Source organism: Pseudomonas sp. H3(2019), from assembly GCF_007713465.1.
In the GTDB taxonomy this organism is placed as follows: domain Bacteria; phylum Pseudomonadota; class Gammaproteobacteria; order Pseudomonadales; family Pseudomonadaceae; genus Aquipseudomonas.
In genome coordinates this window covers 40,887-61,653 of the sequence record NZ_VMSG01000019.1, presented here as the reverse complement: position 1 = coordinate 61,653, position 20,767 = coordinate 40,887, and the positions used below count along the sequence as shown (strand labels likewise).

The window sequence follows — 20,767 nt, the reverse complement described above, 5'->3', positions numbered from 1 at the left end:
CCCCAGCTACTGCCGGCACATTATCCGAGCAGGCCGTAGCGAAGGCGCGCAGCCAGCCGGCCCAGGAGTTGTCGGGTCTTGAGCTTGGGCTTGCGTACTACCTGCTCGATATCACTCATGACCATCAGGCTCTGCCGGGCCAGCAGGGGGCGCACAAGGAGCGCGCGAGTCGTGGGCAGGAGGTTTTCCGAGTAATACCAGTCGAGCGGCAGCCCACTCAGAGGCGCCTCCTGCAGGATCCGATCATAGAGCTCTGCCTTGACCACGTAAGCATGAGCCAGGCGCACCCGATTCACCGCCACCAGATTGGCTGAAACCTTGCGCGCCTGCCCGCCCTTTTTCAGCGTGCCCCCCAGGTACAGCAGGGTCCAATCCCGTGACAACAACTGTGCCGGCACCCGACGCAAGACCGCAGGCGCATAGGACTCAAACTCGCAATCGTCCTCCAGGACCAGCACCTGCGGCCAGCCGCGAGCCTTGGCCATGGCAATCACCGCAAGATGGCTGCGCATGCAGGCCCAAGTAGCGCGCAACTTGTGTTCGAACCTGTCGCTGTCGCCATCGACGCGCAGCAAAAACTCGCGCAGTTGCGGCGATGGCAGATCATCGTCCAGCCGATGCATCGACACGGCACTGAAACGCTCGGCCTGCAGCCCCAGACCGTACAAGTGTGCCTGTATGCGAGCCCAGCGATCCTTCCTGCTGTCGAGATTGATAACGCAGGCATGTGCAAAAGGCCAAATCATTTTCCGTTCACCACCGCAACCGTGATTATTAAAGTGCCAGGCCTGACTGCCAGCCCCTACTGGACGGTGCTGTCAAGCACCAGAGAAGGCACAGGCTCTGCCTGCAACAGGTCAACCAACAAGCCGACGGTGGTATCCAGCCCTTCTACCCCGTGCGCCAAGTGAAACTCGGCGAATTGCCGGGCCCGCTCCTGGCACTGCAGATAGTTGCCTTGAATCCAGACTACCCGCGCGGCCAGTTCTGCAGTCGTGGTGATGCGCTCGCCCAGGAAGCGCTCCTGAGAGAAAATGTCGTGATGTTCACCAACATTGACATAAATGACCGGGCGCCGCGCCAGCGCCGCCTCGATAACTGCGTTAGACATAATGCTCACAACGATCGAAGCCTGCCCCAGCGCAGCGGCCAGACCGACTCCACGGTCCAGAACCTGCACATTGGACAGGACCGCGGCCGCGCCGTGCCAAAACGACACCTCGCTACGCGGATGCGCCTTGATCAGCACCTGGTACTCAGGGTGCTGCGCCGCCCAGTCGCGCAGCAGAGCGTAGGTTCGCTGGTAGCTGCGCTCCTTCTCTTTGTCCGGGCCAACGCCCAGGACCAGCAGCACCTGCCGCTCAGGATCGGGCGGTGGCAGGTCGTAGGCTGCGTCAATCATGTGCGAACCGGACAGCACCGCATTCGAACTGCCGAAGCGTAGCGGCCGTGACTGCAGAGCCTCCAGCGAACTGCGGCCGAACATGAAGTAATAGTCGTAGTCGTTCATGCCCAGACGACTCGAAGACTCTACCGTGGTCGCGTGCGCCAGATGCACAAGCAGGTGATGATGCCGGTTCAGCGCCAGACGCAGGAAAGGCGCATACAGGCTACCGTTACGGTCGTTGAGCAGAATCTTCGGCTGGTGGCGAGCCACCAGCCATTCGGCATGCGCGGCATAGCCAAAATAGCGCAGTGGCACCGCCTGCTGCGGATGCTTGAGCAGACGCTGGGCAAGAATAGACCCAGGCACCTGCAGCGCGGTTTCCACCAGTGAGTGACCGCTGGCGCGCAGGGCCGCAATCAGCAGTTTCTTGCGCTGCAAGGGAATGACTTTGGATGCTGACTGCAGCAACAGGAAATCGCAGGGCTCGGCCACGACCTCCACCGCCAGGCGCGCCCGCGCCCTCCAGCCGAACAACCAGTCTATGCAAGCATCCCGGCCAAAGCGCAAGAGGCTGCCCAACCAGGAATGGCGCTCGCGCAATCGCCGCCAGCGATAGCGGTCCAGGGCATGAGCCTTATCGGCCCAGCGGTTGCCAGAAACATCCGGGATCATGCCGCCCCCAATAGACAGTTACCATAGTCCTTCGTCAAGCGAGCCCCAATGGCGCGCTTTTCCAGAAAGCGTTGAATCCAGCCCATTGCATTGCCCCTCAGTTTTTTTCCAGAGGGGAAAAATACAACCGTCCCAATCCGCGCCAGGTCTTTGCAGACCAGGCTTTGAAAGGGATCTGTGCCAGCAGCTCACGAGCCAGCACCCGATCGCGATTAGCTGTTTTGAGGAACATCGAGTTGAGAAACTTGTAACGCACCTCGTCATACAACGGATGATCGCTGAACAGCGCGTAGGACCGCAGAATGTTGTCGACCATGAAACGATGATTCTTGTACGAGTTGGTCGCGTGCTTGCGGTAGCGCGCCATCAGTACATTCAGACCATCGATGAAGTAACCGGCGTGAGTCACCTTCAACTCGATCAGCAGGTCCTCCAGACGAATGTTCGGGTCGAAACCACCTACCTTCTCCAGCGCCTCACGCCGAATCATCAGTGTCGGGGCCGGCGGATAGGGTTTTCGCTCGAGGAACATGTCATCGAAGTCGAGGCGTCGGAACGGTACATCCCGGCGTTGACGCTTCTCGGGAAAGAGGTTTCCATCGGCGTCGATCAGCTCGATGTTGCCGGCGCAAATCCCAACCTCGGGCTTGCCATCCATGTAAGCGACCTGAATCGCTATACGCTCCGGCAACATGATGTCGTCAGAACCGAACGGGACGATCAAGCTGCCTTTGGAGCGAGCAATCGCACCATTGAGCGTGTTGGTCAGCCCCTGATTCTGCTGAACCCGGAAATCGAACGAGTGCTGTTCCTGCAGTCGCTGGATACGCTCGACACTGTCATCTGTGGAGCCATCATCGATGACCAGCAATTCGATATTCGAATAGGTCTGATTCAGGACGCTGAGAATACTCTGCTCAATGTACGGGCCGTGGTTATAAGAAGCGATGATCACCGTCACCACAGGTTGATCGTCTTTCATACCTCCCCCTTGTGCGCCTGATTCAGCCCTGAGTCGATCAATTGCAGATACTCCTGACGGAACACGTCGATATCGTGCTGTTCTTGCAAATAACGGTAGGCCTGCTCACCTTTGGCTTTGAGTTCCTCATCCGAAAGCCCCAGATAGGTATCCAGCGCCTTGGCAAGAGACGGGACATTCGCCGGCTCGACAGCAAGACCACCCGCGCCCTGAACCAGCGGAAGCATGGCTGGCACATTCGAGGCAATCACCGGCAAATGGCCGCTCATGCCTTCGAGCAATGCCAGGCCCAATCCCTCGGCCAACGAGGGCATGGTCCAGATATCGAATGCGCGAACATACTGCAGGGCGTTTTCCTTGAACCCCAGAAGATGTGCGCGTCCGCTCAAACCCAATCGTTCAATTTCGCTGGCCAAACGGGCTTCTTCGCGACCGGCACCGATGATCGCCAACTGCGTCTGGGGATATTTGTCTTTGAGCGTGGCAAAAGCCTGCAATAAGTAGGTATGACCTTTAACGGGCACCAAACGCCCAAGCGCGCCGATCAAGCGTACCGATGGATCAAGCCCCAACAACTCACGCGAACGCTCACGGGAGTGCTGCAAACCTTCAGCCTGCTCGATATCGATGGCATTGGTAATGGCATAGGTATTGAGGTCAGTGAAGCCACAATCACAATCGAGCAAGTACTGCTTGACCGCTGGTGACACACCGACAAAACGCCAGTGACCGTCGACCAGGCTCTGGGCCTGACGCCGCCGGTAAAAACGGTCGTACTCGCCGAAGCCATGGGAGATGCCGATACACAATGGTATTTTCAGCCAGCGATTGAGTTGTAACAGCATGTTCACCGGTTTGAAGCGGTTGCAGATGACCACATCAAACTTTTCTTTTCGGCAAAACTGATACAGCCGCCACATGGCTCGCAGGCGCATCCCCTTGAGCGACTTGTCGGAGAACTCGAAATAGACCGAGCGAGCAGCACGGCTCACGGCCTCACCCGGCCCCGGCCGGCCGCGCAAGAACGCCGCCGTTATTTCATATCGCTCTACCGGAAGGGCTTTGACGATCTGCTCCGCAAGGTCGGCAAAATCGTGCGCTTTAACGTTGTAGTCCGGCTGCAGCTGCAAGACCTTGGAACGCTGAGTCATGGTTCATCCCCGGTAAAACCCGTTGCGTCAATGACCCAAGCTGACTTGGCAGCCAGGCCTTTTACGTATTCAGGATCAGGCTCGGACATCCGTGACCACTCATTGCGTTTCCAGATATAGAAGTGGAAGTACAGAAACGAGCGCTCTCCGTCCTGATCATTAGTCAAACAACCATCACGCCAGTACCAACGCTGGGGAACATTATCAGAGCCATCGTGCCACTTGATATGGCCGCCGGGGGTGCTGAACGCTTCGGTGAATTCACTGCGCCGCCGCCACGGATTGAACTTGCCAACCAGATTGAATAACGGTTTGGGGAAATTCTTGCGCCAGAGGAAAATCCGGCTGAACGCCCCTTCATCCAGAGCGTATTGTTTCTGATCGGTAAAACGCGTTTGCCAGTTTTTGATCCGCATGAACAACTCACGATGGCGAGCCGTATTGCGTATCAGACACAGGTGCCCGGAAACTCGTCGCTCATGGGTCGAAAACAGGTCAAAGCGGGCCAATCGCTCAGCCGTAAAATAGCGACGCAGGTCGCCATACACCAGGTCAATATCACCGAAAGCCCAGAAATCGTAACCCGTCAGGCGATCGGCATGGATATGACCGAGCGCTGGCTTGATGTCACAGAGTTTGTAAGCCACATCAGGCGAGAAATCGATATTCAGGCGGCGCGACACCAATTGGCAGTATTCACTGAAACCGATGTTCTCGATCTTTACGTTGTCTGGCAGATTCTGTGGACGACCGCAGTCACTGAACAACAGCCAGTCGATGTCCGCATTACGCCGGCAGCTCTCGAGAAAGAACGGCATCCAGAACGGCCAGCGACCGAAATAAGGAATAAGGAAAAGAATGCGGGAAGACGGATTATTCACTGAGAGCTCACTACAGAGAAAAGAACACGAAGTAACGCTATACCCGCACGTCTTTATTAATGTTTCAAAACCCAGAACAGCTCATGACGCCTGACCGCCTTGCGAAAGAACTCGTTCTCGCCATAAGGCGAGCCCGAACGCCCTGCCAACAGACGCTGCAATCCACGACGCATGCGACGCTTGAACGGCGCACGCGGCTGCAAGTCATGCATCATCCCCAGCGCCAGAGCCTTGTCGCACTGCTGCCCGATCGACAATGCCAGGCAATATGGGTGCAGCACCTGCGCCGGATCAAACACCGGCGGCAACGCAATCCCGGCCTCTGAATCACCCATTGGCCAGCGATCATTGTCGTGCAGGTGGTTCGCGTAACCGAGCAGTGTAGTCGGCTGCCACTCAAGCCCCTTCAAGGCTTCCAGCACCGCATGCTGTGCACAGATGTGATCGGGATGCGGATCGAGCGATGGATGCGGCAGGACGATCACTTCAGGGCGCGCCTTGAGCAGCAGCTCACGCAGATCGGCCAGCAGGTTATTCCAGGTCGGCGCACCATCGCGGTCACCGGGCAACGCGAACGGATTGAGTTGGCGAAACAGTCGCGTGTCGCTCAGATCCGCCTCACGCGAGCCTACCGGTTGATCCGGCGCCGCCTGCATGGCGGGCAATTGCAGGCAGAAATACCCCAATTGCACACACTGCGATTCAGGCACACCGGCCCAGCGCGGCACCGCAATACTGTCCCAGGCGCGCAGGCGGCCTTTGATGCGCGACGCCTCGACGGCGTTCAGCCCCATCTGCCGATAGTGCCCGGCTTCAATTTCGCCAGCGGTCAACGTGACAATCCAGGCTTCGTCGGCCTGACTGTACAAACCGAATGCAGCCAGTTCCGCATCGTCGGCGTGAGGCGCGATCACCATCACTCGCTGACGGCGGTAATCAGGGTGTTCGAACGAGCGGAGCACAGGCTCGCCGAGCAGTCGGCAGAAATGCCCACGCACACACAAGTTGCCCTGTGACAGAACGTCTGCCTGACCACTGAGGTTGAGGTAACGCAGGCCGTCTACCCCACGTTCGAAGGCTTGCCGGTCTGGATTGTCGCCACCCGACAACTCGACTACAGGATCGAAAAAACGTCCCAGCCAGGTGCTTTTGACCCGCAGCGCCAGTACCAGCGTGGCGTCGTCGGTCAGGATGACGCCGTCGTCCAACAGCAGACGCCCACCGTCCCGTCGGACCTTGGGTTGCTGCGTGTACGGCGGGAAGCTGTACTGGTAATCGTCCTTGGGCGAGTAAAACAAATGGTCGGCGAACCACGCTTCATGGGCGACCCAGGCCAGGACCGCGAGTACCAGCGGCAGCCACCAGGTGACCAGCACGCCAACCGCAATCAACAGGAAGACGCCGATCAACAGACCGATGCGCTTGTTACGTCGATGACGCTTGAGCAGTTGCTGCTTGCGACTGAGGGGCTGGCTCATGGTCTGGCTCATACGGTAAACACCGGCACAGGGTTGCACCAGCGGTCCTTGTATTCACGATCGGCACGCCCGAAGGAAAAGCGCAGCGGCTTGTCGATTGCTCGTGCGTGCTCCCAGGCGCTTTGGGTATTGAGAAAACTCAATACACTGCCGGGGCTGAACTCGCGAGTCTCGGGGTCGACGCCACCGTTGATGTACTCGACGCTGATCCACTCTGGCGCTTCAACACGGTAGACCAACTGAATCGCAATCGGCGCATTGTTGAGGAAAATCACCGAGCCGATCATCAGCTCGCGCAGCAGTTCGAGCACCTCGCTCATGCGTGTCGCACCGGTCGCCGGGAAACCCCAACGGCGCTGGAACAAATCGCAGTAGATCGCCGCCAGTTCCTGACTGGAAAAGTCGCTGACCGCTCGTATCACGCCTCCGGCCTCTTCCAGCAAACGCAATTCACGGCGCTGGTTGTAGCGAAACTTCTTCGACAACTCTTCAGGTGTGCGGGCCATGGCCAGTTGTTCGGTTTGCAGCTTGAGACCGGAAAAGCGACCTTCATTCAATGCCGACAAGTAGCGCCCGCGGTGCCGCAACAGCGCTTGCGCGTCGGCCGCAGCCGGCAGGATGAATTCAGCGTTGCCGAGATCGAACAGACCTTTCTTGCCGTTACGCTTGAGCACGTCCTTGGACAATGCGAGGTCGCGGCCCCAGGTCGGGATCGCGGCTTTCAGTTCGCCACCCTGCTCCCAGGCCAGGTAACGCACCGGGATATCGGCCAACTGCGCCAGACGCTCGACCACCAGCGGATGAGTCGCGACGCTACCGCCAAAACGCTGCCAGACATCGCTATACGTCGACGCGTCGACAACGGACCAGCCACGCTCGCGCCAGCCTTGAAATCGGTTGAGCATCAGGCCCTCGCCGTCAGTTCAAGGACGTGCGGCAGACGCCAGAACGCCTCGCGCACCGCGCGATCCGAGAAACGCTCGCGCAGGCGGTCAAGCATCATTTCGGCGCAAACCTGGTGCTCGTGCTGATTCATCACGGCCAGGTGTTGCAGGCCCTGCGCCAGATGTTCGACATCTCCCAGAGGGAACAAAATACCGACACCTTCGACCACTTCCTTCGCCCCGCCACACGCGGTAGCCAGCAACGGCACACCGGCGGCCATGGCTTCGAGCAGTACCATGCCGAACGGTTCGTGGTCGGAACTCAGGGCAAACACATCGAAGGCCCGGAAGTAACGACGCGCCTCCGGTACCTGGCCGAGAAACAGCACGCGGTCACCGATACCGAGTTCGCGAGCCAGATCCTTGAGCTTCTGCTCCAGACGGCCGGAGCCAAGAATCGCCAGTTGACTGTCGACCGGCAAACGCGGCAAGGCCTGGGCAAAGCCGCGCAGCAACGTGGCCTGGTCCTTGTCCGGGTGCAGGCGTCCGACGTTGCCGATCACCCACGCATCCGGCGACAGCCCCAAGGCATCGCGCGCCTCATCGAAGGACACCTGAGAGGCCTGCAATGCGTCGACATCGATGCGGTTGTAGAGGGTTTGAATCCGCGCCGCCGGCCACTTCGGCAAGCAACGGCGCATGTCGTCGCGGACCGCATCGGAAACCCCGAGCAGGCTCAGGCGCTTGCGAAAAATATGCGCGAACAGCTTGCGCGTCCGCCGCTGGTAATCACCAAAGCCGTGATGCACACCAATCACCGGCAACGCCGTACCGAGCAAGGCGATGTAGATCGGCTTGAAACGGTGGGCGATACAGAAACTGAAATTGCGCGACTGGACGATTTTGCGCAGATCGGCAATCGCCGAAAGCTTCAGGCCACGAATGGCCTTGGAGCTGTATTCCATGAACAGCACTTCATCAGACGCACAACCTGCTGCAACGTCAGCATCGGCGACCCCGGTGAGAAACACCGTGGTCACTCGATAACCAGACCCTGCAAACAGGCTGGCGTACTGTCGGACGCAGTCCAGGAACGGCCCGTCATAGCCGTGACAGAACTGCAGCACATGGCGTTCAGCCGAGCGTGTCATAAGCGTCCGCGCCGTCTTTGACCACCAGAATGTCTTCCATGATCAGATACTGTAGATCGGAACCGAAGAACATGTTCAGGGCGTCGGTCGGCGAGCAGATCATCGGCTCACCACGGCGATTCAGCGAGGTGTTCAGCGACACACCGTTGCCGGTCAGCACTTCCAGCGCTTTCATCATGTCGTAGTAGCGCGGATTGTATTCGCGCTTGAGCACCTGGGCACGGGACGTACCGTCTTCATGGACGACTTCCGGCACGCGGGTTTTCCACTCTTCAGCCACTTCGAAGGTGAAGGTCATGAACGGTGCCGGGTGATCGATCTTGATCATCTGCGGCGCCACGGTGTCGAGCATCGACGGGCAGAAAGGCCTCCAGCGCTCGCGGAACTTGATCTGGTGGTTGATCCGGTCAGCCACACCAGTGGCGCTCGGGCAACCGATGATCGAACGACCGCCCAACGCACGCGGACCGAACTCCATGCGACCCTGGAACCAGGCCACCGGATTGCCATCGACCATGATTTTGGCGATTTTTTCCGGCATGTCGTCGAGCTTGCGCCACTTGGGCGCATTTGGGTGACGGGCGCAGGCCGCGATCACGTCTTCATTGCTGTAGGACGGGCCAAGGTAAACGTGTTCCATTTTCTCGACCGGAACACCACGGGCGTGGGACACGTAAGCCGCAGCCCCTACCGCGGTGCCAGCATCGCCGGACGCAGGCTGTACAAACAGCTCTTTGACGTCGTCGCGAGCGATGATTTTCTGGTTCAGCTTGACGTTCAACGCACAGCCGCCAGCGAACGCCAGCTTGCCGGTTTCCTTGAGCACGTCGCCCAGGTAGTAGTCGATCATCTGCAACGCTAGTTTCTCGAACAGCGCTTGCATGCTCGCGGCGTAGTGGATGTACGGCTCGTCAGCAATATCGCCTTCGCGTTTCGGACCCAGCCACTCGATCAGCTTCGGCGAGAAGTAGAAACCCTTGCCCTTCTCTTTGTAGCGACGCAGGCCGATGACGTTGGCGTAATCGGTGTTGATCACCAGCTCGCCGTTTTCGAACGACGCCAGGCGGGAGAAATCATATTTGCTGGCGTCGCCGTACGGCGCCATACCCATGACCTTGAACTCACCGTCGAGCATCTCAAAGCCGAGAAACTCGGTGATCGCGCCGTACAGGCCACCGAGGGAATCCGGGTCGAAGAACTCCTTGATCTTGTGGATCTTGCCGTTCTGGCCATAACCGAAAAAGGTCGTGGCGTACTCGCCCTTGCCGTCGATCCCGAGGATCGCGGTTTTCTCTTTGAAACCGGAGCAGTGGTAGGCGCTGGAGGCGTGAGCCAGGTGATGCTCGACCGGCTCGATCTTGATCTTCTTCGGATCGAAGCCCAGTTGCTCGAGGCACCAGACAATTTTGTTGCGATAGCGCTTGTAGCGACGGTTGCCCATCAGGATCGCGTCAAGCGCGCGATCCGGGGCGTACCAGTAACGCTTGGCGTAGTGCCAGCGGGCCTTGCCGAACAGGCTGATCGGGGCGAACGGGATCGCCACTACGTCAACGTCGGAAGGTTTGATGCCCGCCTGTTCCAGACAGAACTTCGCCGATTCGTAAGGCATGCGGTTCTTTGCATGTTTATCGCGTACGAAGCGCTCTTCTTCAGCGGCCGCGACCAGCTTGCCGTCGATGTACAAGGCTGCGGAAGGATCATGGCTAAGGGCGCCGGACAGGCCAAGAATCGTCAATGCCACAGGGGTCTAGCCTCTTAAGTCTGCATGCAGGCGACGTGCGCCTGGAAATAATGTGTCCTCGCAAAAGGGCGAGAAACAGCTAAAGGGCGGGATTATAGCGTAAAAGCAGTGGCAAGCCTCTAGCAGCAAGCTTCAAGGGTTTGGCTTGGCACTCAGCGGATATCTATGCTGCCATCGGTACTTTGCCGATAAATCGTGTAGGGCAGCACAACGGTGTCGAAAGCGCCTGACACCAAAAAGTCAAAGTACACCCAAGGCACACCGCTCATCGTCACTCCCACCATGGAGTTGGGCGGCCCGTTCAGCACGCAAAAATCGTAGGCCACCCCGCTGTAGATACGAGGAATGGACTGACAATAGGTTTTCTGCTTCCTGAGACAGCGAGCCACCTCGGCATCATCCTGCAATACCGTAGCAACGGTCCCGCAACCGCCTAAAGCAAGAGAAAAAGCACCCAGCGAAATAGCCGTTTTGATAGTCAATGTTTGCCCTCCGAGAACGTCAGGCAACGCTAGCACCGCGATTGATGGCCCCACAGATCACGACTTCTGTAGATGACGTAGGATGATTCATAAAGAGTTGTCACTGAGGACACAAACGGCTATTGACCCCACCACTCAGTCCGGCTGTCAGGCCGCCATCGTGAGCAAGCTCATCTCCTACAGCTGGGCGAAGCCCGGAAAGTCCCTAAACGTAGGGCACAGAGAAGCTTCCGACATGTTTTTAAGGTTGCTGGTGGGAAGCGGCATCACTAGTCTTTGGTGGTCGCTGCCAATTCAGCGAACGGGCGTCGCGGCCCGGATCAATCAAGGCGCAACTTCCCAACTCAAGGAGCGTCATCATGGACAAATCCACTACAAATCCCCCTGAAACCCCAAGCACTTCCCCTTACGCTTCCAACGACTCAAAAAAACTCCACGACGCCGCCGAGCGGGCGCTGGATCATTACCTCAAACCGCCGTTCGACAAGGGCAACCTGCCCGATAAACGTCCCTCCAACATCTTCACAGTCATCCCCGATCTGGATAATGAGACGCTGTTGGCGCATGCCTCGGAAACCCTGGCGTCGTTGAATGTGCTGGCCAGCGATCTGGTCTTCGAGCTTGAAGGTACGCGCCGGCACGTGGCGCTGGCGATTCAGCAGATGGTCTCGCTGAGTGAACTGTTGGTGAATCGAGCGCTGGATAATTTTGATCAGCCAGAGGCGCCGTAACACCGCACTGTGGGAGGGCCACCCGGCCCGTCCCACAGTTTTGATCGATGCACATCTGCAAATGATTGTGATCGTTCCCACGCTCTGCATCAGCTCACGAATCGTGACGCAGAGCGTGGGAACGATCTAACGATCTAAAGCCGTGCACGCCCCAACCACTCAGGCCGGCCGGCAGGCCGCCGTGCTGTGGCCTTTGATCTTGATCCACCCGCCCCATCGGGAGGCCGAGTGCAGGTGTTCATCAGGGGGTTGGCGCGCAGCGCCGTACGGCGCAGCCGGACACATCGAGAGGAGGTCGTCGCGAAGCAGACCGGAGGCGATGCCCCCTGATGGACAGCGGAGCGAGGGAACGCCGAGCCTAGGCGAGGTGCCGTACGCTTGGGGCGAAGACCTTTGCTTCCTTTGGGGCGTCTGCCAAAGGGAGTCGCTGTAAGAGCGAAACCGTAAGTGGCCGTTACCGCAGGAATGGATATGTACATCTGCGGGAGATTGGTCGGCTGTCAGGCCGCCGAGATCAAAAGATCGTCCGAACACGGCCCGAACCTGCGGCAGCGCCTACACTTCCTTGGGCAAACGCTGATCAATCACCCGATACAGCGCACTGTCCTCAGGCCAGTTACGCATGAACCGCGCCCGATCCCGCGCATACGCCGGAGCGAAACTACTGACCGAACCGTGCTGACACATCGAATCCAGATCGATCAACGACCAGCGATCCTTGTCCCAAAACAGATTATGCCCCTTGAAATCCCCATGGCTGATGCGCTCGCGAATCAGCTCGGCAAACAAGTGATCCAGCGCCAGCAACTCAGCTTCAGGCGCCTCACCACTCTCAACGAACGGCGCAAAGCGCTCAATAATGTCCGGCCCCGAAAGGTACTCGGTAATCAGATAGGCCCGACTGCGCAGCCAGAAAAAACGCCTCTCCAACAGCGCCAACGGCTTGGGCGTAGCGATACCGAGGAACCCCAGGCGATGACCCTCGCGCCATGAATGCCAGGCGCGACTCGGGCGCCAGAAGCGCTTGAACCAATGGGCAACGCCCTTGATGTTGTAGCGCTTGACCACCAGCGTCCGACCCGCCACCTCGACTTTACCGACACTCGCCGCGCCGCCGGTCTTGTACAGATGCCCCTGATCGAGCAAGGCATCGGCCTGCGCCAGCACCGGCAGCATGACCGCCTCTTCCTCACGAGGAATCGCGCGCAAACCGAACGCCCCGCGCTGCACACTGAACAACGTGCATTCGCGGCCGACCTTGATCAGGAAGTCTTTCAAACGCCAATTACGGACCTTGTCGACCTGCTTCTGCAACGCTTCCAGTGGCAAGGCGTGCTCGCCGTTACTCAACAAGTAATAGACCAGTAATTCTTCGGTGAACGGCTCAAGCGACTTGGGCAGTTGAGCGAAAAACACCCCGAGGTTCTCCAGGACTTTCTGCCGGGACAACGGCTGACCAGCCTGCTCGACCCGAATACCCGCACCGTCGATCAAGTACAGTTGGCCGTCGTGGCGCAACAGGTTGTCCAGGTGCAAGTCTTCCTGCCACAGGCCCTTACTGTGCAATTGACCGATGGCGGCCAGCGCCTCGGCCAACACCGAGGCTTGCTCGTCCGCCAGCGCCGGCAGCGCTTCAACCTGCTTCCAGGCATCGCCGAGGCTTTCGGCGCCTTCGAGGAAATCGAACAGCAGCCAGCCACCCTCGCCGTCTTTCAAACCATCGGCCAAGAGCAATGGCGTGGTCAACCCTTGAGCCGCGAGCAGGCGCACGCCGTCCAGCTCGCGCTGAAAATGCCGCGCGGCCTTGCTACCCACCAGCAACTTGGCCAACACCGGACGCCCGCGCCAAACAGCGGCGCCCACGTAACGCCGACCCGGCAGCACCCGCAGCAAGCTGAGCAGTTGCAACTGCGCCGGACCTGCGGCGTCAGTCAACTCGATGCTCAATGGCAGGTTTGGCGCACGACCGGCGCCCTTCAACTCAGACAAACGCATCAGAGCGCATCTCCATAGCGCTGCTTGCGTTCATACAGTTTGTTGGCCTTGCCCTCGAGCCACGCCAGCAACGACGCCTCTTCACGCAGAATCTGGCGCAAGGGTTGCTGGAAGTAACCCTTGAGGAAACGCAGCTTGTCGCGACGCGTCAGGCCGATATCCAGCGCCGAGAAATACAACGCCGCCAGATCCTTGTTACGCCAGCGCCGGGTGATCGCCTGGCGGGTCTGGGCACGGTGCAGATCGATCACCGAGAGCTTGAAGTCGTCGGCCGTCACCGGTTTATCGGTGTGCAGCAGAAAGTGGCAGATGTAGCAGTCGCGGTGGTTGACCCCGGCGCGGTGCATCATGCCGGTCATGCGCGCCACTTCGGCGATCAGCGCGCGCTTGAGTTTTGGCTCTGGCGGCTGCTTGACCCAATCGATGCTGAAGTCTTCCAGGCTGACGGTCGGCGCCAGTTCTTCGGTGACGATAAACGAGTGCTGGTCCGCCGGGTTGCTGCCGCGCTCGCCGTAAGCGACGGCGGTCATGGTCGGCACACCGACTTCCTGCAAACGCTGGATGGCCCGCCATTCCTGGCCGGCACCGAGTACCGGCAGCTTGGCGGTGAGCAGATTCTTGAAGATCTCGCCCCAGCCAATGCCGCGGTGAATTTTCACAAAGAAGCCGTTCCCGGCCACTTCGGTACGCAGGGTCCGGCGAGCTTCGAGCTCACGGTACACCTCACCCTTCAGACCTTCGACTTCGGTGAACGCATCGCGTCCGGCCCAAAGGCTCTTGAACGGTTCGGCAAGAATCAACTTCATCAGTGTTGCTCCGCCAGAATCACATCCGCCGCGTGCTGCGGCATGCTGTAGAGATCGGCCGTGTCAGCGAAGGCCAGGCCATTACGACTCCAGGCCGCACGCGCTGCGTCGTCGCTCAACATGGTCGTCAGGTACTGCGTGAGTTGCGCCTGCTCGAACGGTTCGTCCAGCACCAGGCCGCTGTCAGCCTTAGCGATGTAATGCGCATAACCGCACACCGCACTGACCAGCACCGGCAAGCCAGCCACCAACGCTTCAAGCAATACCGTCCCGGTATTTTCGTTGTACGCCGGGTGGATCAACAGGTCGGCACCGAGCAGGAAACGCGGGATATCGCTGCGGCCCTTGAGGAACTGCACGTTATCGCCGAGCCCCAACGTGGCACTCTGTAGCTGGAATACTTTGGGGTCGTCCTGGCCAATTACAAACAGCCGGGTACGTTTACGCAGTTCCGCTGGCAACGCGGCCAACGCCTTGAGGCTGCGATCGACACCCTTGGTCTTGAACCCGGACCCGATCTGTACCAGCAACAAGTCGTCGTCGGCCAGGGAAAATTCGCGACGGAATTCAGCGCGAATGTCAGCCGCATTGGCCGGCGCACGACGGTCCAGGGCAATTCCCGGTGGCAACAGGTGGAAGCGCTCAAGCGGTGTGTCGTAATGCTTGATGAACAGCGGCTGCTGGACTTCGGAAATCATCAACACTTCGGTTTTCGCATCGATGGCGAACACTGCGCGCTCGTACTCGGCGAAGTGCCGGTAGCGGCCCCAGCGACGGTAGAGGGCATTGCGCAGGGTCTGTGCCTTGTCCTCGAAGCAGCCATCAGCGGCGTAGTAGACGTCAAGCCCCGGCATTTTGTTGAAGCCGATCAGTCGGTCTACCGGACGCTTGGCCAGGTCGGCTTCCATCCAGGCACTGAGTTTCTCGTTGCGGCGATGGTTGAAGATGGCCTTGACCGGCGCCACCAGCACTTCGAAACCCGGCGGCACATCGCCTTCCCAGATCAGCGTGTAGACGCGGATCTGATGCCCGCGCTGCTGACATTCCAGGGCGATGCGCATGAAATCGCGCTGCAATCCGCCAAACGGGAAATATTTGTAAAGGACAAAAGCCAATTGCATCAGCGCAGCTCCTCAGCCAGTAACAACGTGCTCAGTCGGCTCGCGACACGCTCGGGGTTCAGGCGAGTGAAGCACAATGGCCACTCGCGCTTGAGATCGAATCGACGCTGATCTTCAGCGGTCGGTTGGTAAGAACATTTTTTTTGCAGGCACGGCGCACACGGGAAGTCGCTCGCCAGGTGCACCTGGCTTTTGCCATAGGCACCGGTCAGGCCCGGATTGGTCGGGCCGAACAACGATATCGTCGGCACGTCCAGCGCGGCGGCCAGATGACCGAGACCGGTGTCGACTGCCACGCAGGCTTGCGCACCGGCCAGCACTTTGGCGACGCCGGCCAGGTTCAATTTGGGCAGCACTTCGGCATTACGCAGACCCTTGGCGATGCGCTCGGCCCGGGCCTTTTCGACGGGGTTACCCCATGGCAGCTTCACCGCCATGCCGAGGTGGCCCATGCGTTCGGCCAACTCACGCCAATAAGCTTCCGGCCAGTGCTTGGTGTCCCACGTAGTGCCGTGCAGGAACAACACGTAAGGATTCTTGCGCGGCAGCTCGACCAATCGCTCGACGTTCAGGCCATAGTCGCCCAACCCTTGCGGCAGGTCGTAACCCAGCGCCACGGCGAACAACTGACGCAGTCGTTCCACGGCGTGTTGCCCACGGGCTACCGCCAGACGTCGGGAATAAAATCGCGCGGCGATGGGCTCACGGGCCGAGTTCTTGTCCAGCCCGGCTACCGGCGCGCGGACGTAACGGGTCAGCCAGGCGCTTTTGAGCAAGCCCTGGGCATCGATCACCAGATCGTATTGGGTGGCACGAACGCTTTGCTTGAAGCGTTTCCACTCGCCGCTTTTGAGGGTTTGCCAGATATTCTTGCGCCAGCGACGGATCGCCACCGGAATCACCTTGCCGACCGCCGGGTGCCAGGTCGGGATCTCGGCGAAGCCTTCTTCCACCACCCAGTCGAACTTGATGCCCGGGATCGCCCGTGCCGCGTCGGTCAACGCCGGCAACGCATGAATCACGTCGCCCAGCGAAGAAGTCTTGATCAACAGTACCCGCAACTTAACGGACCTCGACCGGTGCGCCTTGCAGGCGATCTAGGGCTTCGTTCACCGGTTGCGGCGTGAGCTGGCGCAAGCAGTTGTAATGACCGAAACGGCAGGTACGATCGAAGCAAGGGCTGCACTCGATGCCCAGACGAACGATCTCGACCTTCTCGGCCAGCGGCGGTGTGAAGCTCGGCGATGTCGAGCCGTAGACGGCCACCAGCGGACGGTTCAGCGCTGCCGCGACGTGCATCAGGCCGGAGTCGTTGGACACCACTGAATCGGCGCACGACAGCAAGTCGATGGCCTCGGCCAGCGAAGTAGCGCCACTGAGGTTCACCGACTCTTCACGCAGGCCCGGAATCAGTCGCGAGCGAATGTCTTCACCGACCGCGTGATCGTTCTTCGAACCGAACAGCCAGACTTGCCAGCCTTCGCGGATTTTCGCTTCGGCGACCTTGGCGTAGTGCTCCGACGGCCAGCGCTTGGACTCGCCGAACTCGGCACCCGGGCACAGCGCCAGCACCGGACGATCAAGGGCCAGATCGAACTTGGCCAGCGCGGCGTCGCGGCTGGCCGGGTCGATTTGCAGGCTCGGGCGCGGATACGGCTTGGGCAACTCGGCGCCCGGCTCATAGGCGAGTGCCATGAAGCGCTCGATCATCAGCGGGTAACGCTCTTTATCGAGGGTGCGCACGTCGTTGAGCAGGCCGTAACGAAACTCGCCACGCCAACCGGTGCGTTTCGGGATGCCGGCAAAGAACGGCACCAGTGCCGATTTCAGCGAGTTGGGCAGCAAAATCGCCTGATCGTACTGGCCGGCCAGGGACTTGCCGATCCGTCGCCGCGTTGCCAGCTCCAGCACGCCGTGGCCGAGCGGAAAGCTCAAGGCCTGACGCACTTCGGGCATCCGCTCAAGGATCGGCCGACTCCACTCGGGGGCCAGCACGTCGATTTCGCACTGAGGATGACGCTGTTTCAGACACTGAAAGAGTGTCTGCGCCATCACCATGTCACCGACCCAACTGGGCCCAACGATCAGAATATTCATAGTTATCCACAAACGAGCGGGGAGGCATGACCAGTCTTCCTGGCGGCCTCCCCGTCTTATTTATCCAGGCTTGATAGTGTACGCCACTCGGTCATCCTGCATTTTCTGCTCCTTGCCTGATCTCGTCCTTTTAGCTCAAGCCAAGCCCGGCCCAAATCCGCAATACTTCTCGACGCTCCGCCTCGAACTGGTCGCCCGGAATCACCCCGGCCTCATTCTGCAGGGCCTGGCGGTGCGCGGCGGAGCGGTAGGCTTTATACACCTCACGCAGCAGGCTGGCGTCTTCGGCGGGTATCAACCCGACGTCCTCCAGACCTTCCAGGATGCGGATGTTATCCGTATAGCGGAGCAGCGAAGGGTGCGTGTCAGACCACGCCAAGGCGGCGTATTGCACCATAAATTCAATATCGACGATACCACCGGCGTCCTGCTTGAGGTCGAACGGCGCAGTGGCTTCGAAGGCGTTTGGCGCGGTCCCGGCAGCGGTGCCCTTGCTCCCCAGGTTGTCGCGCATCTTGGCGCGCATTTCACTGACTTCCTGGCGCAGCTTGGTTAAATCGCGTGCCCGGCCCAGAACCTTCGCCCGGACTTTTTCGAAAGACTGGCCGACATCCTGACTGCCGACCAGCACGCGCGCCCGCACCAGCGCCTGATGCTCCCAGGTCCAGGCTTCGTTTTCCTGATAACGCTGGAATGCCCCCAACGAACTGACCAACAGCCCCGACGCGCCGGAAGGGCGCAGGCGCATATCGACTTCGTACAGCTGGCCGGAGTTGGTCTGGGCGGTCAGCAAATGGATGATCCGCTGCCCCAGCCGGGTGAAGAACTGCGCGCCGTCGATCGGTTTCGGGCCGTCGGTTTCCGCTTGCGGATCACCATCGTGGATGAACACCAGGTCCAGGTCAGAACCATGCCCCAGCTCCAGGCCACCGACCTTGCCGTAACCGACAATGACGAACCCCGGATCGCACAAGGTGCCGTCGGTACGCTGCGGCGTGCCGTACTTGGCGACGGTCTGGCGCCAGGCCAGGGTCAGCACTTGCTCCAGAATGGCTTCGGCGAGCCAGGTCAGGTAGTCGCTGACTTTCATCAGCGGCAGGCTGCCGGCAATTTCCGAGGCCGCCACGCGCAGGCGGTGTGCCAGTTTGAAATGCCGCAAGGCTTCCATCTGTTGTTCGAGGTCATCTTCGGGAATCCGCGTCAACCGCTCGCGCAATTCAGCGGCCAACTCCGGCGCCAACGGTGGCTTGAACAGTCGCCCTTCGTTGAGCAACTCGTCGAGCAGCAGCGGGAAGCGAGTGATCTGCTCGGCAATCCACGGGCTGGCCGCGCACAAGGTCAACAGACGTCGCAGTGCACCGGGGTTCTCGGTGAGCAGCACCAGATAAGCCGAGCGCCGCGCCACCGCTTCAACCAGCGGCAACACGCGCTCCAGCACCAGGTCTGGACTTGCGTGTTCCACCGCTTGCGCCAGCAAACGCGGAATAAAGGCATCGAGCCGTTCGCGCCCCAGACGTTGCATCGCCCGCAATTGCGGACTGCTGCGCAGGCTGGCAAGCGTTTTCAGGGCCTTGGGCGCATCGACAAAACCACCCTCTTCCAACTGACGGCAAGCGGCCTCTTCATCCTGGGCTTCTTCCCAGAGCGGCAACCACTCACCGCCGACCACCACTTCGTGCTTCTCGCCTTCCTCTTCATCCGGGTCAGCGATCACTTGACGGAAGTGCCAGTCGACCCGACCGCGCCAATACATCAGTTGCTCATGGAACGCGGTCCAATTGGCAAAACCCATCATAAAGGCAATGCGCGCCTGATCCTGCTCATCATGCGGGAGCATTTGCGTCTGACGGTCGGCAATCGCCTGGATCGCATGCTCGGTGTAGCGCAGGAATTCGTAGCCTTCGCGCAGCTCGCCGATCACCGCCGGCGGCAGGTAACCCTGCCCTTCCAGCGTGCTGAGTACTTTTAATAGAGGGCGCTGCTGCAAACTCAGGTCGCGGCCCCCGTGAATCAGCTGGAAGGCCTGTGCGATAAATTCAACTTCGCGAATGCCGCCAGAGCCAAGCTTGATGTTGTCGGCCATGCCTTTGCGCCGGACTTCCTGCTGAATCAGCTGCTTCATGGTGCGCAGCGCTTCGATGGCCGAGAAATCCAGATATCGGCGATAAACGAACGGCCGGAGCATGTCGAGCAATTGCGCACCCGCGGCCTGATCACCGGCCACCACCCGCGCCTTGATCATCGCGTAACGCTCCCAGTCGCGCCCCTGGTCCTGGTAGTACTGCTCCAGCGCATTGAAGCTGAGCACCAGCGCGCCGGACGAACCATACGGCCGCAAGCGCATGTCGACGCGGAATACAAAACCGTCGACGGTCATCGGGTCCAGCGCCTTGATCAGCCGCTGGCCCAGACGAATGAAGAATTCCTGGTTGTCCAGCGCACGCTTCACGCCAACCGTTTCGCCACCTTCGGGGTAAGCGAAGATCAGATCGATGTCCGACGACAGGTTGAGCTCCACTGCGCCAAGCTTGCCCATCCCGAGGATGACCATCTGTTGCGGCTCGCCGCTGCGCCGCCCGGTGGGCGTACCGAATTGCTGGCTATGGCGCTGATACAACCATTGATAAGCCTGATCGATGCTCGCATCGGCCATGTCCGAGAGGTCGCGGCAGGTCTGGATCAGATCGGCCTGGCGGGTCAGGTCGCGCCAGATGATCCGCACTTGCTGACGGTTGCGCTGACGGCGCAATACGCGGCCCAACTCATCGTCGGTGGTGGCCACCTGCACAGCGGCGGCGATCTGAGCGCACATTTCACCGGCGGTGAAACTTCGGTCGAGTTCGCCGGACTGCACAAGCTCAAGCAACATCAAAGGGTCACGCAAGCTCTGCTCAATGACAAAATCGCTGGCCGCGGTCACTCGGGCAAACGCTGCCCAGCACTCTGGCGACCAGGTCGACAGACCATGATCATCGTCAAACAGGGCAACAGCGGCACGCAACGACTGCTCGGCGCGACTGACAAACGGAAGAAGAATGGCCGGCAGTTCGGCAAGCGAAGGAAGGCTCATGGTCTATCCTTGATCGGCGTAGAAAGGGCTGTCTGTAGTGAATGCATGAAATGCACTACGCAATGGACCGTCGAACAAAAGTTAGAAATAGCTGAAATTTCGGTTTTTTTGGCAGCCGGCATCAAACTTCCACCTATC

17 protein-coding genes are annotated in these 20,767 nt (G+C 59.7%); 1 reads left to right on the top strand and 16 read right to left on the bottom strand.

Features of this window, described 5'->3' with window-relative positions:
• Nucleotides 1-20: 20 nt before the first annotated feature.
• The 10 genes from FPT12_RS19125 to FPT12_RS19080 form a co-directional block, all read right to left on the bottom strand.
• Nucleotides 21-746: a glycosyltransferase family 25 protein gene (locus tag FPT12_RS19125; RefSeq protein ID WP_145018547.1), complete on the bottom strand. Its 726-nt coding sequence runs from the start codon at nt 744-746 to the stop codon at nt 21-23.
• A 56-nt stretch (nt 747-802) separates the two neighbouring features.
• Entirely contained in the window at nt 803-2,059 is a 1,257-nt protein-coding gene (locus FPT12_RS19120) for a capsule biosynthesis protein (RefSeq protein WP_145018544.1), read from the bottom strand.
• Nucleotides 2,060-2,156: 97 nt separating this feature from the next.
• Nucleotides 2,157-3,041 (bottom strand): glycosyltransferase, encoded by an 885-nt coding sequence (locus FPT12_RS19115; protein ID WP_145018541.1) that lies wholly within the window; start codon nt 3,039-3,041, stop codon nt 2,157-2,159.
• A complete protein-coding gene (locus FPT12_RS19110) occupies nt 3,038-4,192 on the bottom strand; it encodes a glycosyltransferase (protein ID WP_145018538.1) in 1,155 nt (384 codons plus the stop codon). Before FPT12_RS19110 ends, FPT12_RS19115 begins: the two co-directional genes overlap by 4 nt.
• A complete protein-coding gene (locus tag FPT12_RS19105; RefSeq protein ID WP_145018535.1) occupies nt 4,189-5,073 on the bottom strand; it encodes a DUF6625 family protein in 885 nt (294 codons plus the stop codon). Before FPT12_RS19105 ends, FPT12_RS19110 begins: the two co-directional genes overlap by 4 nt.
• Nucleotides 5,074-5,129: 56 nt before the next feature.
• Entirely contained in the window at nt 5,130-6,551 is a 1,422-nt protein-coding gene (locus FPT12_RS19100) for a PIG-L deacetylase family protein (protein WP_256676808.1), read from the bottom strand.
• A gap of 8 nt (nt 6,552-6,559) precedes the next feature.
• Entirely contained in the window at nt 6,560-7,456 is an 897-nt protein-coding gene (locus FPT12_RS19095) for an antimicrobial resistance protein Mig-14 (protein WP_145018529.1), read from the bottom strand.
• Complete coding sequence (locus FPT12_RS19090; RefSeq protein WP_145018525.1) at nt 7,456-8,586, bottom strand: glycosyltransferase; 1,131 nt, start codon at nt 8,584-8,586, stop codon at nt 7,456-7,458. The genes FPT12_RS19095 and FPT12_RS19090 overlap by 1 nt, the downstream gene beginning before the upstream one ends.
• A complete protein-coding gene (locus tag FPT12_RS19085; RefSeq protein WP_145018522.1) occupies nt 8,570-10,327 on the bottom strand; it encodes a carbamoyltransferase in 1,758 nt (585 codons plus the stop codon). The genes FPT12_RS19090 and FPT12_RS19085 overlap by 17 nt, the downstream gene beginning before the upstream one ends.
• Nucleotides 10,328-10,479: 152 nt before the next feature.
• The gene (locus tag FPT12_RS19080) at nt 10,480-10,809 is read right to left on the bottom strand and encodes a YceK/YidQ family lipoprotein (RefSeq protein WP_145018519.1); all 330 of its coding nucleotides are present in this window, start codon (nt 10,807-10,809) and stop codon (nt 10,480-10,482) included.
• Nucleotides 10,810-11,168: 359 nt separating this feature from the next.
• Here FPT12_RS19080 and FPT12_RS19075 point away from each other — a divergent pair, with 359 nt between their 5' ends.
• The gene (locus FPT12_RS19075) at nt 11,169-11,540 is read left to right on the top strand and encodes a DUF6124 family protein (RefSeq protein ID WP_145018516.1); all 372 of its coding nucleotides are present in this window, start codon (nt 11,169-11,171) and stop codon (nt 11,538-11,540) included.
• Between the two features lie 555 nt (nt 11,541-12,095).
• Here FPT12_RS19075 and FPT12_RS19065 read toward each other — a convergent pair.
• The 6 genes from FPT12_RS19065 to glnE all read right to left on the bottom strand — a co-directional run bounded on the left by FPT12_RS19065 (nt 12,096) and on the right by glnE (nt 20,629).
• Nucleotides 12,096-13,535 carry a lipopolysaccharide kinase InaA family protein gene (locus tag FPT12_RS19065; RefSeq protein ID WP_145018512.1) on the bottom strand — a complete coding sequence of 480 codons (1,440 nt, stop codon included), beginning with the start codon at nt 13,533-13,535 and terminating at the stop codon, nt 12,096-12,098.
• Nucleotides 13,535-14,341: a lipopolysaccharide core heptose(I) kinase RfaP gene (gene rfaP / locus FPT12_RS19060; protein WP_145018510.1), complete on the bottom strand. Its 807-nt coding sequence runs from the start codon at nt 14,339-14,341 to the stop codon at nt 13,535-13,537. Before rfaP ends, FPT12_RS19065 begins: the two co-directional genes overlap by 1 nt.
• Nucleotides 14,341-15,462: a glycosyltransferase family 4 protein gene (locus FPT12_RS19055; RefSeq protein ID WP_145018507.1), complete on the bottom strand. Its 1,122-nt coding sequence runs from the start codon at nt 15,460-15,462 to the stop codon at nt 14,341-14,343. Before FPT12_RS19055 ends, rfaP begins: the two co-directional genes overlap by 1 nt.
• Nucleotides 15,462-16,523: a lipopolysaccharide heptosyltransferase I gene (waaC, locus tag FPT12_RS19050; RefSeq protein WP_145018505.1), complete on the bottom strand. Its 1,062-nt coding sequence runs from the start codon at nt 16,521-16,523 to the stop codon at nt 15,462-15,464. The genes FPT12_RS19055 and waaC overlap by 1 nt, the downstream gene beginning before the upstream one ends.
• Nucleotide 16,524: 1 nt before the next feature.
• Nucleotides 16,525-17,559 carry a lipopolysaccharide heptosyltransferase II gene (waaF, locus tag FPT12_RS19045; protein ID WP_145018502.1) on the bottom strand — a complete coding sequence of 345 codons (1,035 nt, stop codon included), beginning with the start codon at nt 17,557-17,559 and terminating at the stop codon, nt 16,525-16,527.
• Between the two features lie 130 nt (nt 17,560-17,689).
• Nucleotides 17,690-20,629, bottom strand: coding sequence for a bifunctional [glutamate--ammonia ligase]-adenylyl-L-tyrosine phosphorylase/[glutamate--ammonia-ligase] adenylyltransferase (gene glnE / locus FPT12_RS19040; RefSeq protein ID WP_145018499.1), 2,940 nt, complete (start codon nt 20,627-20,629; stop codon nt 17,690-17,692).
• Between the last annotated feature and the right edge of the window lie 138 nt (nt 20,630-20,767).

Bases quoted from the DNA above. Each gene is read 5' to 3' on its own strand.
- FPT12_RS19125 (WP_145018547.1), bottom strand. From the start codon at position 746: ATGATTTGGCCTTTTGCACATGCCTGCGTTATCAATCTCGACAGCAGG.
- FPT12_RS19120 (WP_145018544.1), bottom strand. From the start codon at position 2,059: ATGATCCCGGATGTTTCTGGCAACCGCTGGGCCGATAAGGCTCATGCC.
- FPT12_RS19115 (WP_145018541.1), bottom strand. From the start codon at position 3,041: ATGAAAGACGATCAACCTGTGGTGACGGTGATCATCGCTTCTTATAAC.
- FPT12_RS19110 (WP_145018538.1), bottom strand. From the start codon at position 4,192: ATGACTCAGCGTTCCAAGGTCTTGCAGCTGCAGCCGGACTACAACGTT.
- FPT12_RS19100 (WP_256676808.1), bottom strand. From the start codon at position 6,551: ATGAGCCAGCCCCTCAGTCGCAAGCAGCAACTGCTCAAGCGTCATCGA.
- FPT12_RS19095 (WP_145018529.1), bottom strand. From the start codon at position 7,456: ATGCTCAACCGATTTCAAGGCTGGCGCGAGCGTGGCTGGTCCGTTGTC.
- FPT12_RS19090 (WP_145018525.1), bottom strand. From the start codon at position 8,586: ATGACACGCTCGGCTGAACGCCATGTGCTGCAGTTCTGTCACGGCTAT.
- FPT12_RS19075 (WP_145018516.1), top strand. From the start codon at position 11,169: ATGGACAAATCCACTACAAATCCCCCTGAAACCCCAAGCACTTCCCCT.
- FPT12_RS19065 (WP_145018512.1), bottom strand. From the start codon at position 13,535: ATGCGTTTGTCTGAGTTGAAGGGCGCCGGTCGTGCGCCAAACCTGCCA.
- rfaP (WP_145018510.1), bottom strand. From the start codon at position 14,341: ATGAAGTTGATTCTTGCCGAACCGTTCAAGAGCCTTTGGGCCGGACGC.
- FPT12_RS19055 (WP_145018507.1), bottom strand. From the start codon at position 15,462: ATGCAATTGGCTTTTGTCCTTTACAAATATTTCCCGTTTGGCGGATTG.
- waaF (WP_145018502.1), bottom strand. From the start codon at position 17,559: ATGAATATTCTGATCGTTGGGCCCAGTTGGGTCGGTGACATGGTGATG.
- glnE (WP_145018499.1), bottom strand. From the start codon at position 20,629: ATGAGCCTTCCTTCGCTTGCCGAACTGCCGGCCATTCTTCTTCCGTTT.